Source organism: Actinoplanes subtropicus (genome assembly GCF_000721705.1).
GTDB lineage: Bacteria > Actinomycetota > Actinomycetes > Mycobacteriales > Micromonosporaceae > Actinoplanes > Actinoplanes subtropicus.
In genome coordinates this window covers 161,135-173,108 of the sequence record NZ_JOJL01000031.1, presented here as the reverse complement: position 1 = coordinate 173,108, position 11,974 = coordinate 161,135, and the positions used below count along the sequence as shown (strand labels likewise).

Here is an 11,974-nt window from a genome sequence, read left to right as displayed (position 1 = left end):
AAAACCGGCACCCCCTACAACGAGACCACCGCCTGGTCACACCACCCCAACCAAGCCGCCGCTTGACAACCTAAGCACATGGGATGTCTTTGCTCTGCGTATCTATACGCACTGAAATCGAGGGGACGTTCGTTTTTCGTGCATATGGGTGCGCAGAGCAAAGGGGGCGTCGCTCAGTCGGGGACCGGCTCGGTCAAGCGCGCCAGCGCCGGCGGCCGCGCCGCGATCTCGGCCCGCAAGGCCGCCTCGGCCGCCGCGCTGAGGCCGAGGGCGTCCAGGGCCAGCAGCGCCGCCCCCGCGACCGGCGGCGCGTCCAGAACCGAGACCTCCACATGCGGCGACAGCGCCAGCGCCCCAGCCACCACCTGGTCGTGGAGTTGCGGGTGCCGGGCCCGCAGCACTCCGCCACCCAGGACCAGCGCGTGCGGCCCGCCGAGCAGGTCGAGCCGGCCGGCCGCCACCCGGTACTGGGCCAGAATCTCGGCGGCCTGCCGCTCGACCAGGGCCGAGGCCACCTCGTCGCCGGTGGCGGCCACCTCGAACAGCACCGGGGACAGCTCGTGGATCCGCTCCATCGGCAGGTCGCCGAAGTGCAGGGCGATGCTGACCGCCTCGACCGTGGGCAGTCCGAAGTGGTCGGCCACCGCCCGGGACAGCGCGGTCGGCCGGCCCCGGCCGTCCTCGCCGCGGGCCGCCTCGCGTAGCGCGTGGTCGGCCAGGTCGTGCCCGCCGCCCCAGTCGCCGGTGATCGGGCCGAGCGCGAGGAACCGGGCGGTGCGCCCGTCGGCGGCGCGGCCCACGCAGTTGGTGCCGGCGCCGCAGACCACGGTCACCGCGTCCGGCATCGCCGTGCCGGCCCGCAGCATCGCGAAGCAGTCGTTGTCGACGATCGTGCGGCGGGCCCAGTTCTCCGCCGCGATCGCGTGCTCCAGCCGGGCCACCTCGATCGGCAGGTCGGCGCCCGAGAGGTAGGCGGCGACCGCCTCGATCGGGGCGCCGAGCGGCAGGCCGGCGTCCGCGTGCACGGCCCGGATCAGCTGGCCGAGCACCGCGACGGCGCCCGGCAGGCCGACGTTGTGCGGCGACGACGTGCCGCCGCGGACGAACCCGAGGATCTGCCCGGACTCGTCGCCGAGCAGCACGTCGGTCTTCGAGTTGCCGCCGTCGATCGCCAGGTAGAGCGCTCTCATCGGGCCCACGCGAGGTGGTCCCGGCCGGCCGCGATGAGCTTGTCGGCCAGGGCGTCGGCGTATTCGTGCTGGCCGATCAGCGGATGCGCGAGCAGGGCCCGGTAGACGCGATCGCGGCCACCCCGCAGGGCGGCGTCCAGCGCGTACTCCTCGTACCCCCAGACGTGGGTGATCAGCCCGGCCAGGTCGGGCGTGACCGGGGTGACCGGCAACGGCGCCGGGCCCTCGAGGCCCGCCCGGGCCGAGACCTCGATCACCGCCTCGGCCGGGAGGAATGGCAGCAGGCCGTTGTTCCGCACGTTGACACTGTGGACGGACGTGTCGTCGTGGCCGTACAGCGAGGCGAGCAGGCCGACGGCGGCCTCGGAGTAGAAGGCGCCGCCGCGCTCGCCGAGCAGCGCCGGCTTCTCGGTGAGCGTCACGTCCCGGTACATCTCCAGCAGCGTGGCCTCGATCTCGGCGACGCGCTGGCCCCGCGTCGGGGCGCCGATCGACGCCCGTACGTGCTTGTCGTGGTTGTAGAAGTACGACAAGTAGTAGGACGGGACGTTGCCGAGCATGGAGACGATCTCCGTCGGCACGTCCACCATGTCCGATATCTCGGATAAGTGGTCGGAAAGGAGCGAGGGGAGCCGATCAACGCCGTCCACGTAGGCGGCCCGCTCCCACGTCAGGTGGTTCAACCCCACATGATCGAGTACGACGGAGGACGGGTCGACGCCCAGGTAGGAGGCGAACCGGCGCTGGAAGCCGATCGCCACGTTGCACAGGCCGACCGCCTTGTGCCCGGCGTCGAGCAGCGCCCGGGTGACGATGCCGACCGGGTTGGTGAAGTCGACGATCCAGGCGCCCGGCTTGGCCCGCCGACGGATCCGGTCGGCGACGTCGAGCACCACCGGCACCGTGCGCAGCGCCTTGCCGAGCCCGCCCGCACCGGTCGTCTCCTGCCCGACGCAGCCGCACTCGAGCGGGAACGTCTCGTCGCTGATCCGCGCGTTCTGCCCGCCGACCCGCAGCTGGATCACCGCGGCGTCCACATCGGTCACGCCCGCGTCGAGGTCGGTGGTCCAGGTGACCTTGCCCGGGTGGCCGTGGTGGTTGAAGATCCGGGCCGAGAACGCTCCGACGATCTCCAGCCGCTCGGCGGCGGGGTCGATCAGGACCAGTTCGTCGACCATCGAGCCGAGCCGCGCGAAGCCATCCACGAGCTCCGGCGTGTACGTCGACCCGCCGCCGATGACTGCGATTTTCACCCTTTACTCCGTTAACCCTTGAAGCCGGTCAGTGTGATGCCCTGCACAAAAGCACGCTGGGCGAAGAAGAAAATGATGATCAGTGGGGCCATCGCCAGCACCGTTGCCGCCGTGACCAGATTCCAGTCGACATGGTGAACGGTACGGAACGACGCCAGGCCGAGCGTCAGCGTCCACGCCTTCTCGTTCTCGCTGGTATACAGCAGCGGCCCGTAGTAGTCGTTCCAGCAGAAGAAGAACTGGAACAGCCCGGCCGCCGCGATGCCGGGCTTGGCCATCGGCAGCACCACCCGCAGCAGCGTCCGCCACTCGCCGCAGCCGTCCACCCGGGCCGCGTCCAGATATTCGCCGGGGATGGTGAGCAGGAACTGCCGCAGCAGGAAGATGCAGAACGCGTCGCCGAACAGGGCCGGGATGATCAGCGGCCAGAGCGAGCCGGTCAGGTGGTAACGCGCCCACATCAGGTAAAGCGGCACGGTGACCACCTGCGGCGGCAGCATCATCACGCAGATGATGGTCAGGAACAGCGCGTTGCGGCCGCGAAACTTCAACTTCGCGAGGGCGTACGCGGCCGGCACGCTCGACGCGATCGTCAGCACCGTGGCCGAGACCGCGTAGAGCACCGTGTTGAGCAGATACCGCGGCAGCGGCGTGGCCTGGAAGACCTTGACGTAGTTCTCCGGATGCCACGTAGTCGGCCAGTAGTTGCTGGTCAGCGCCTGGTTGCTGGTCATCAGCGAGAGCAGCACCAGGTAGACCACCGGGGTCACGAACATGATGGCCAGCACGATCGCGATGCTGTGCTGGGCGATCCAGGCCAGCCGCTGCTGTCGCCGGCGGCGCCGGACCGGCGCCGGTCGAACCATGCGCTCGGACGGTACGTCGAGCAGGGCGGCCGTCATGATTCCTCCCCGGAGAAGGCCTTGGCCCGCCGCAGCAGGATCAGGGTGACGATGAACGCGACCAGGAACAGGGCGACCGCCAGCGCGTTCGCGTAGCCGAGCGCGTTGTAGCGGAAGCCGACGGTGTAGAGCCAGAGCGGATAGGTGAAGGTCGAGCCCTCCGGATAGCCGAAGGACTGGGAGATGCCGGCGCCGGTGGTGGCCTGCCCGCTGGCGATCGAGCCGGCCACCGCCGCCTGGTCGAAGTACTGCAACGTATAGATCACGCCGGTGACCGCCGCGAAGAGGATCACCGGTCGGATCGACGGCAGCGTGATCGACCGGAACTGGTGCCAGGCGTTCGCGCCGTCCAGCGACGCGGCCTCGTAGAGGCTCTCCGGAACGCCCAGCACCGCCGCCAGGAAGATCACCATCAGGTCCCCGATGGCCCACAGGCCCAGCAGGACCAGTGACGGCTTCGCCCAGGCGGGAGAGTTGAACCAGAGCGGGCCGTCGATGCCGATCTTCTCGAGGAAGGTGTTCACCGGGCCGGTGCCCGGCTTGAGCAGGTAGACGAAGGCGATGGTGGCGGCCACCGGCGGCACGAGCGCGGGCAGGTAGAAGATCGTCCGGAAGAAGCCCACGCCGCGCCGCAGCTTGGTCAGCAGCATCGACAGGCCGATCGCCCCGACGATCCGGACCGGGACGAAGACCACCACCATCCACAGGGTGTTGCGTACCGACTGGAGCAGGAACGGGTCGTCCGCCATCCGCTTGTAGTTGTCCAGCCCCACCCACTGCGGCACGGACAGCAGGTCGAATTTGGTGAGCGAGAAGTACACCGCCGAGATGAGCGGGTAGACGAAGAACACCACGATCCCGATGAGCGCGGGCGCCAGGAACGACAGGGTCGTCAGATTCCTTCTGACTTTGGTCCTAATAGGAGGGGCGGCATGGGCTGCGCGGATGGCGGTCATGTCAGCCGCCGAGGGTCATGACGCTGTTGATCTGCTTGTCCGCATCGGCGAGCCCGGAGTTCAGGTCCTTCACCTTGCCGGCCTGGTAGTCGGTGAGGAACTTGCCGAACGTCTCCTGGTACGCGGGGCCCGAGGCGGACGGCGGCGTGGTCATCGAGTTCGGGTTGTTGAAGATGTCGATGAACGTCTTGAAGTCGGCGTCCGCGTTCAGCGTCGGGTCGGCGATCGACTTCTGCGTGGTCGGCACGTTCTTGATCAGGCCGGCGAGCTTCGTGACGGCCGCGTCGTTCGTGGTCAGGTACTTGATCAGCTCCCAGGCCGCCTCGGGGTTCTTGGCGTTCTTGGAGATGCCCATGATGTTGCCGGTGACGTAGCCGCCGCCGTAGCGGGCCGGGTCGACCGTCGGGATGGGCGCCACCCCGTACTTGAGGTTGGGGGATTGGTCCTTGAGGAACGCCAGGCGGTACTCGGCGTCGATGTTGATCGCGACCTGGCCCTTCTGGAACGCGTTGTCCGCGCTGAACTCGTCGCCGAGGCTGGACCGGAACTTGTTCAGGTTGTCGTAGCCGTACCAGTCGACGAGGTTCTTCTGCCAGGTCAGCAGCGTCTTCCAGTTCGGGTCGGTGCCCACCGCCGACTTGCCGTCATCGGTCAGCCACTTCGCACCGGTGGCGGGGGCCAGGTGCGCGGCCGCGTTCTCGTAGAAGTCGTACAGCGGCAGGAAACCGACCGTCTTGAGCGAGCCGTCCGGGTTCTTGACGGTCAGTTTCTTGGCGTCCTCGGTGAGCTCGTCCAGCGTCTTCGGCGGACCGGCGATGCCCGCCTTCGCGAACATGTCCTTGTTGTAATACATGCCGTACGCGTCGGCGAGGAACGGCATCGCGCAGCGCTTGCCGCCGTACTCGGTGTACGACCGGGTGGTCGCGTTGAGCTGGTTCAGGTCCACTTTGTCCCGGGTGATGTACGGCGTCAGGTCCACCCACGCCCCCGACGAGCAGAACTTGCCCACGATGTCGGTGGAGTAGGAGAGCCCGATGTCCGGCCCGTTGCCGGCGCCGATCGCCTGGGTGACCTTGGAATCGTCCTGGCCGGACTTCACGGTCACCTTGATGTTGGGGTGCGACGCCTCGAAGTCCTTCACCACCTGGTCGATGGCGTTGGCCTCACGTTCGGTGAAGAAGTGCCACAGCTCGACCGTGCCGGAGACACTCGCGCCGGGGTCGGCGATCTTGGTCTCCTTGGGGGCGGGCGTGCAGGCGGTGGTCAGCAGGACGGCGGTACCAAGGGCAAAAAGGGCATGAGGTATCCGTTTGTTCACTTTCGGCCTCTCAACTGACTGGGCGTAAGGGGAATCAGCTGTCGCGAATTGCGGTGATCAAGGCTTCCCGGACCGCGGTGAGCCCGGCGTCGAGCGCGCCGAGCAGCACCGCGTCGTCATCGAGGGTGGTGACCGCGATCGTGCTCTCCAGCGGCGCCGTCCGGCGGGCGGCGGCGGTCACCGCGGCCAGCAGCGTCTCGCCGCCGGCCTGGGCGATCGGGCCGGCCAGCACCACCAGGTACGGGTCGAGCACGGCGGTCACCGCGGCCAGGCCGATCGCGATCCGGTCGGCCAACGCGGGGATGAATTCGCCCGTCTTGGTGGTAGCGGCGCGTACCACATCGGCGGGCGTCTCCCCGGTGATCCCGTTGTCCCGGGCCAGTTCGAGGATGGCCGCGCCGCCGAACAGGTCCTGCAGGTCGAGCTTGCGGCCGGTGGAGTCCGGCGAGTACAGCGGCATGTAGCCGATCTCGCCGGCGCCGCCGCGGGCGCCCCGGATCAGCGTGCCGGCGATGTCGATCGCCAGACCCAGACCGTCCTGGCCGATCCAGAGCAGGGCGAAGCCGTCCGCGTCCCGGCCGGTGCCGCGCTCGCGCTCGGCCACTGCGGCCAGGTTCACGTCGTTGTCGACGCCGATGTGCGTGCCGAGCGCGGCGGCGATCTCCGGCACCAGCCCGGCGCGGGCGAAGCCGGGGACGTCCACGTGCCGGATGGTCCCGGTGCGCACGTCGTACGAACCGGGCACGCCCAGCTGCACGTGCCGGATCCGGTCGGCCGGGACGCCGGCCTCGTCGCCCAGCCGGGCCACCACGTCGACCAGCGCCGCGGCCGGCTGGCACGCGAGGAAGTCGACCCGGGACTCGAAGCGGGCCCGGACCGCACCGGTCAGGTCGCAGAGCGCGGCGGCCACCGACGGGGTGCCGCTGGTGCCGATGTCGCGCACCGAGACGGCGGCCGCGTACGCCGCGTCGGGGTTGGCGGCGTAGATCTCCGCGTTCGGGCCCGGCCGCCCGCTGTTGTGGCCGACGACGTTGACCAGGCCCGCGTCGGTCAGCCGGCGCAGCACCTCGGAGATCGTCGGGGTCGAGAGCGCCGTGAGTTTGCGCAGGTCGGACCGGGTCAGCATGCCCGGGTCAAGCAGGTGCGCGAGCGCCGCGCTCTCGTTCATGGCGCGGAGCAGCTTGGACGAGCCGGCCAGACGCGACAACGGAGCTCCCGATGGTGATTGGCAAACTGACTAACAGTTGCCTCGGACGGTAGGCACGGGCCCGACCTGTGTCAAGGCCCACTCCCGGCAGCCTAGACCTCACCATCGACCAAGATTGATAAAGAGCATTAACGATTGTTGCGGTTCCACGTCCAGGCGTAACCGGTGTCCTCCACGGCCAGCGCCGCCTCGCACAGGTCCAGCGGCCGGAAGGTGTCGACCATGACGGCGAGCTCGTCGAACGCCTCGACGCCCAGCGCCCGCTCGACCGCGCCCGGCTGCGGCCCGTGCGTGAACCCGGACGGGTGCAGCGAGATCGACCCCTGCTCGATGCCGGAGCCGCGCCGCGCCTCGTAGTTGCCACCGGTGTAGAACAGCACCTCGTCCGAGTCGACGTTGTGGTGGTTGTACGGCACCGGGATCGCCAGCGGGTGGTAGTCGACCTTGCGCGGCACGAACGAGCAGACCACGAAGTTCGGCCCCTCGAACGTCTGGTGGACCGGCGGCGGCTGGTGCACCCGGCCGGTGATCGGCTCGAAGTCGTGGATCGAGAACGCCCACGGGTACAGGCAGCCGTCCCAGCCGACCACGTCGAACGGGTGATGGGCGTACACGTGCTTGGTCCAGCCGGCCCGGTGCTTCACGTACACCTCGACGTCGGTCTCGTCGACGGTGAAAGGTGAGTCGGGCGCGCGCTGGTCGCGCTCGCAATACGGCGAGTGCTCGAGGAACTGGCCGCGCACCGAGAGGTAGCGCTTCGGCGGGCCGATGTGCCCGGTCGCCTCGATGGTGAGCATCCGCACCGGTCCGCCGCGCGGCACGATCCGGTGGATCACCGAGGTCGGAATGATCACGTAGTCGCCGGTGCCGATCTCGAGCCGCCCGAAGGCCGACTCGAGCATCGCGGCGCCCTCCTCGACGTACAGGCACTCGTCGCCGACCGCGTCGCGGTACAGCGGGGAGGGCCGGTCGGCGATCACGTACCCGATCCGGACGTCGTTGTTGACCAGCAGCGGCCGCCGGCCGAGCACTGCGTCGGCGGGGCCCGCGTCGACCTTGTGCGTGCGCAGGTGCCGCGGCATGAGCGGGAGGTTCGGAATCTGGTTGTCCGGCGACGGCTCGTAGAGCGAGGCCGAGACGATCGCGGTCGGTGCGTGCCGGTGATAGAGCAGGGACGAATCGGAGGAGAAACCCTCCTGGCCCATCAGCTCCTCGGCGTACAGGCCGCCGTCGGGGCGCCGGAACTGAGTGTGCCTTTTGTTCGGCACCTCGCCGACGCTGCGGTAGTACGGCATCGTTGCCTCCCACCTGGTTCAAAAACGACATAGCGGACGTGGTTGTCCGCTTCTCGAAGCGTCTATTAGGTTCAGTTTCGTGTCAACGCTGGTGCCTCCGCTGTTCGCCGGGCTGGTCGATGACGCGTCCCTGCTCCCGCCCAGCTTCATCAGCCTGCCCGACGCGGTGGCCAAGCACGCCGAGCATCGAGAGTCCTGGTTCGCCCGGCTTCTCGGGCCGCTGCTGGTGCCGGCGTCGGTGATCGGCGCCGAGCTGCCGGCCCGGAAGCTGCCGGTCGCGCTGGTCGGCGACGTCCCGATGAGCGCCGTCCCGGCCGCGGTGGAGAAGCTGCGCGCGTCCGGTGCGATGGTCTTCCATCTGGAGGCGCCGGTCGCCCGCCGCGGCGAGGACCCGCAACCCGGTCTCGCCGGGTTGCGCGCGCTGTCCGGCAACGACCAGGACCTCGAGGTGTACGCCGAGATCCCGCTCAGCTGGGGCCTGCTGGGCGCGTTGGACACGGTCGCCGAGTGCCGCGCCGAGGGTCTCCGGATCGCCCCCAAGTTCCGGGTCGGCGGCCTGGCGGCCGAACTGTTCCCGACGCCGGTCGAGCTGGCCGCGGTGGTCTGCGCGTGCCGCGACCGGGAGCTGCCGTTCCGCCTGGCCGCCGGGCTGCGGCACGCGATCCGGCACACCGACCCGGAGACCGGCTTCACCCATCACGGCTTCCTGAATGTCCTCTCCGCCGCGATCCTGGCGACCGAGGGCGCCGAGGTGGCCGAGGTCGCCGAGGTGCTGGCGGCCACCCACCCGGTGCCGCTGGTCGAGCCGGCCCGGGTGCGGCGCGACGACCCGCGGCCGCTGTTCGTCGGGTTCGGCGCGGCCAGCGTGGTCGAGCCGCTCACCGAACTGGTCCGCCTCGGCCTGATCAACGGGGGTCACGAATGAGCCGCTACGGCATCGAAAACCTGCCCTACGGCGTGTTCCGGCGACCCGGCGAGGCGCCGCGTCTCGGCGTACGGCTGGGATCAACTGTTGTTGATCTTTCGCCGTTGGGTGGCCTGTTGCATCAGTCGACGCTGAACCCGCTGATGGCGGCCGGTCGAGCACAGTGGACGGCGGCGCGCGCGGCGATCGTCGAGTACGTGTCGGCCGGGCCGGCGCGCATCCCGCTGAGCGACGTCACGCTGGACCTGCCGTTCGAGGTGGCCGACTACACGGATTTCTACTCGTCCGAGCAGCACGCGCTGAACGTGTCGGCGATCCTGCGGCCCGATTCGCCGGGGCTGCCCGAGCACTGGCGGCACCTGCCGATCGGCTATCACGGGCGGTCGAGCACGGTCGTCGTCTCCGGCACGCCGATCCGCCGGCCGTCCGGGCAGCTCGGCGCGGGCGTCTTCGGGCCCAGCCGGCGGCTCGACATCGAGGCCGAGGTCGGGTTCGTGGTCGGCGTCGGCGGGCGGCGGATCCACACCGACGACTTCGCCGAGCACGTCTTCGGCATCACGCTGGTCAACGACTGGTCGGCCCGCGACATCCAGGCCTGGGAATATCGGCCCCTGGGGCCCTTCCTCGCGAAATCCTTTGCCACGTCCGTTTCGCCGTGGATCGTCCCGCTGGACGCGCTCGCCCCGGTCCCCGCGAATCCCCAGGATCCGCAGCCCCTCGACTATCTGCTGCCCGCGGGCCCCGGCTTCGACCTGCGGCTGTCGGTCGAGTGGAACGACACCCGGGTCAGCGCCCCGCCCTTCGCCGCGATGTACTGGACGGCCGCCCAGCAACTCGCGCACTTGACCAGCAACGGCGCCTCGGTGCGGACCGGCGACCTCTACGCCTCCGGCACGGTCTCCGGCAACTCGCGGGACGAGGTCGGCTCGTTCCTGGAACTGACGCTGAGCGGCAAGGAGCCGGTGAAACTGTCGGATGGCAGCACGCGCGGCTTCCTCGAGGACGGCGACAAGGTCACCATCAGCGGCACGACCATCGGCGCGGCCGGCGTGGAGATCGGTTTGGGCGAAGTGACCGGAACCATCCTCGCCTAGTGTTTCGGGCCGTACCCTCGTAGCGTGTACGCGGGAGGTCACTCTATGTCGACGGTCGCGGTGACACGCTTGATCGAGGCGCCGGTCGCCGCGGTCTGGCAGGTGTTCACCGACCTCGGCCGGCGGCGGCAGTGGCTGTCCGCCGTCACCGCCGTCGAGGTGCTCACCGAGGGGCCGTTCGGGGCCGGCACCACCTGGCGGGAAACTCGCCGGATGGCCGACGGCGGCGAGATCACCGAGGAGTTCCGGGTCCACGAGTGCGTGATTCCCGAGCTGTTCGTGGTCACCTCGCCCGGCATCGGCGCCGACTACCGGATGACGTATTCGTTCGTCCCGATCGTCGCCGGCCGGCATCGCGGCGGCACGATGGTCACCGTGGTCCAGGACGGCATGGCCACCGCGCCGGCCGGCCGGTTCCTGGCTCTGATCTTCGGCGGGCTCGCGGCCGGCACCGCCGAGGGTGCCCTACGTCGCGACCTGGACGATCTGGCCGCCGCAGCCTGAACAGCGCCTGTGTCGAAGTGGGAGACGGGCTGCGGCGTGGCCCAGCCCCCGCCTGGCCGCACGCCGCGAACACCCGAATACAACCCCGGTATTCGGGCGCCTGCGGCGCGCACCCAGACGACGCCTGGACCTCGCCTCGCTCCGGCCCCCCTTCGACACAGGCGCTAGGCTTTCGGCGTGTTCCGGGTACTTCTGCGGTCGCTGTTCGCGCTGGTCGTGGCCGCCGCGGCGGTCCTGATCGGCTGGCGCGTGCTGCGCCCGGCCGAGGTGCTGGCCACCGTCAAGCCGCCCTACCCTCGGCCGCCGGCGGTCTGGCCGCATGCCTACGGGCGTACGCCGGTGGCCCCGCTGTTCGTCGACGACCGTGTGCGCGTCTACGCGTCGAAGCGGCAGGTCCGGGCGGACGCGCCGGTCAACGCCGACACGGTCCGTACCGCGATCTGGTCCTTCCGCCGCTGGCCCGAGCAGCTCAACGCGGTGGTGGCGGCCGGCCGTACGGTGATCAGCCGCTGGTCGGACGGCGAGCTGGTGGCCATCGACGGCGAAACCGGCAAGATCATCTGGCGTGCCCCGGGCCCGTCGACGTCCGGCTACGCCGGCCATCGCACCGGCGCCGAGACCGTCTGGGAGCCGGAAAACCTGCGGGTGGCCGGGCCGAGCGTGCTGGTGACGGCCGGTGGCCAGATCCTTGCGTACGACGTGAGCACCGGAACCCGCCGGTGGACGGCCCCGATCGCGTGCGGCAACGGCTTCACCACGGCCGGCGGCCAGGTGGTCTGCCCGTCCGGCGCGCTGGACGTGGCCACCGGCTCGGCGGTCGCCTCGTTCCCGGCCGGCCCGTACACGCCGGTCGGCTGCGGCCTGGCCTCGTCGGCGTGCGCCGGCATGCGCGACGCCGCCGGGCACGGGTGGCTCACCGGCGGGGCCACGCCGGTGCGGGCCGCCGCCCTCGACCGGCCGGACGCCACGGTCGCGGCCGGCCTGGTCTTCTACCCGGTAGGGGAGACGTTGCGCTCGGTCGACCCGCTGACCGGGGCGGTGCGGCACGACTACCCGGCCGGGCAGGTGCTGGGCGTCTCGGCGGGGCGGGTCGTGCTGCTGACCGGGGGCCGGACGCTGCTCGCGATCGACCCGCGGACGGGGCAGACCGTGGTGAGCTATCCCCTGACGTACGAGACGGAGAAGTTGACCTGGGATCCCGGCCGCTGGCAGGTCACCGACCGGTTCGTGGCCGTCGAGCGGCTGGCCAGGGACCGCCCGCCCGACCCGGACGTCTCCAGCTACTACTTCTCGGTCGACACGGTGGTGCTGGCCGAGCTGTGACTACTGT

Annotated in this window: 11 protein-coding genes; 4 read left to right on the top strand and 7 right to left on the bottom strand. The window is 70.1% G+C overall.

Translation table 11 applies throughout. The features are described from left to right. Positions 1-173: 173 nt before the first annotated feature. From IH26_RS0138340 to IH26_RS0138310, 7 genes are all read right to left on the bottom strand, one after another. Positions 174-1,190, bottom strand: a complete 1,017-nt coding sequence (locus IH26_RS0138340) for an N-acetylglucosamine kinase (protein WP_034216817.1) — start codon at positions 1,188-1,190, stop codon at positions 174-176. Next, positions 1,187-2,443: a family 4 glycosyl hydrolase gene (locus tag IH26_RS0138335; RefSeq protein WP_030441192.1), complete on the bottom strand. Its 1,257-nt coding sequence runs from the start codon at positions 2,441-2,443 to the stop codon at positions 1,187-1,189. Before IH26_RS0138335 ends, IH26_RS0138340 begins: the two co-directional genes overlap by 4 nt. 11 nt (positions 2,444-2,454) lie before the next feature. Continuing rightward, on the bottom strand, positions 2,455-3,345 hold the full coding sequence (locus IH26_RS0138330; protein WP_030441191.1) for a carbohydrate ABC transporter permease: 891 nt from the start codon (positions 3,343-3,345) through the stop codon (positions 2,455-2,457). Beyond that, the gene (locus IH26_RS0138325; protein ID WP_030441190.1) at positions 3,342-4,301 is read right to left on the bottom strand and encodes a carbohydrate ABC transporter permease; all 960 of its coding nucleotides are present in this window, start codon (positions 4,299-4,301) and stop codon (positions 3,342-3,344) included. Before IH26_RS0138325 ends, IH26_RS0138330 begins: the two co-directional genes overlap by 4 nt. 1 nt (position 4,302) lies before the next feature. Continuing rightward, positions 4,303-5,619: an ABC transporter substrate-binding protein gene (locus tag IH26_RS0138320; RefSeq protein WP_030441189.1), complete on the bottom strand. Its 1,317-nt coding sequence runs from the start codon at positions 5,617-5,619 to the stop codon at positions 4,303-4,305. A gap of 34 nt (positions 5,620-5,653) precedes the next feature. Further along, entirely contained in the window at positions 5,654-6,826 is a 1,173-nt protein-coding gene (locus IH26_RS0138315) for an ROK family transcriptional regulator (RefSeq protein ID WP_030441188.1), read from the bottom strand. Between the two features lie 128 nt (positions 6,827-6,954). Beyond that, complete coding sequence (locus IH26_RS0138310) at positions 6,955-8,121, bottom strand: homogentisate 1,2-dioxygenase (RefSeq protein ID WP_030441187.1); 1,167 nt, start codon at positions 8,119-8,121, stop codon at positions 6,955-6,957. 79 nt (positions 8,122-8,200) lie between these two features. On the opposite strand from IH26_RS0138310, the gene IH26_RS0138305 reads away from it, so the two are divergent. The 4 genes from IH26_RS0138305 to IH26_RS0138290 all read left to right on the top strand — a co-directional run bounded on the left by IH26_RS0138305 (position 8,201) and on the right by IH26_RS0138290 (position 11,967). Then, the gene (locus IH26_RS0138305; RefSeq protein WP_030441186.1) at positions 8,201-9,046 is read left to right on the top strand and encodes a hypothetical protein; all 846 of its coding nucleotides are present in this window, start codon (positions 8,201-8,203) and stop codon (positions 9,044-9,046) included. Then, on the top strand, positions 9,043-10,140 hold the full coding sequence (locus tag IH26_RS0138300; RefSeq protein WP_030441185.1) for a fumarylacetoacetate hydrolase family protein: 1,098 nt from the start codon (positions 9,043-9,045) through the stop codon (positions 10,138-10,140). The genes IH26_RS0138305 and IH26_RS0138300 overlap by 4 nt, the downstream gene beginning before the upstream one ends. A 45-nt stretch (positions 10,141-10,185) precedes the next feature. After that, positions 10,186-10,644, top strand: a complete 459-nt coding sequence (locus IH26_RS0138295) for an SRPBCC family protein (RefSeq protein WP_030441184.1) — start codon at positions 10,186-10,188, stop codon at positions 10,642-10,644. Positions 10,645-10,821: 177 nt separating this feature from the next. Next, positions 10,822-11,967, top strand: a complete 1,146-nt coding sequence (locus tag IH26_RS0138290; protein ID WP_030441183.1) for an outer membrane protein assembly factor BamB family protein — start codon at positions 10,822-10,824, stop codon at positions 11,965-11,967. Positions 11,968-11,974: the final 7 nt, after the last annotated feature.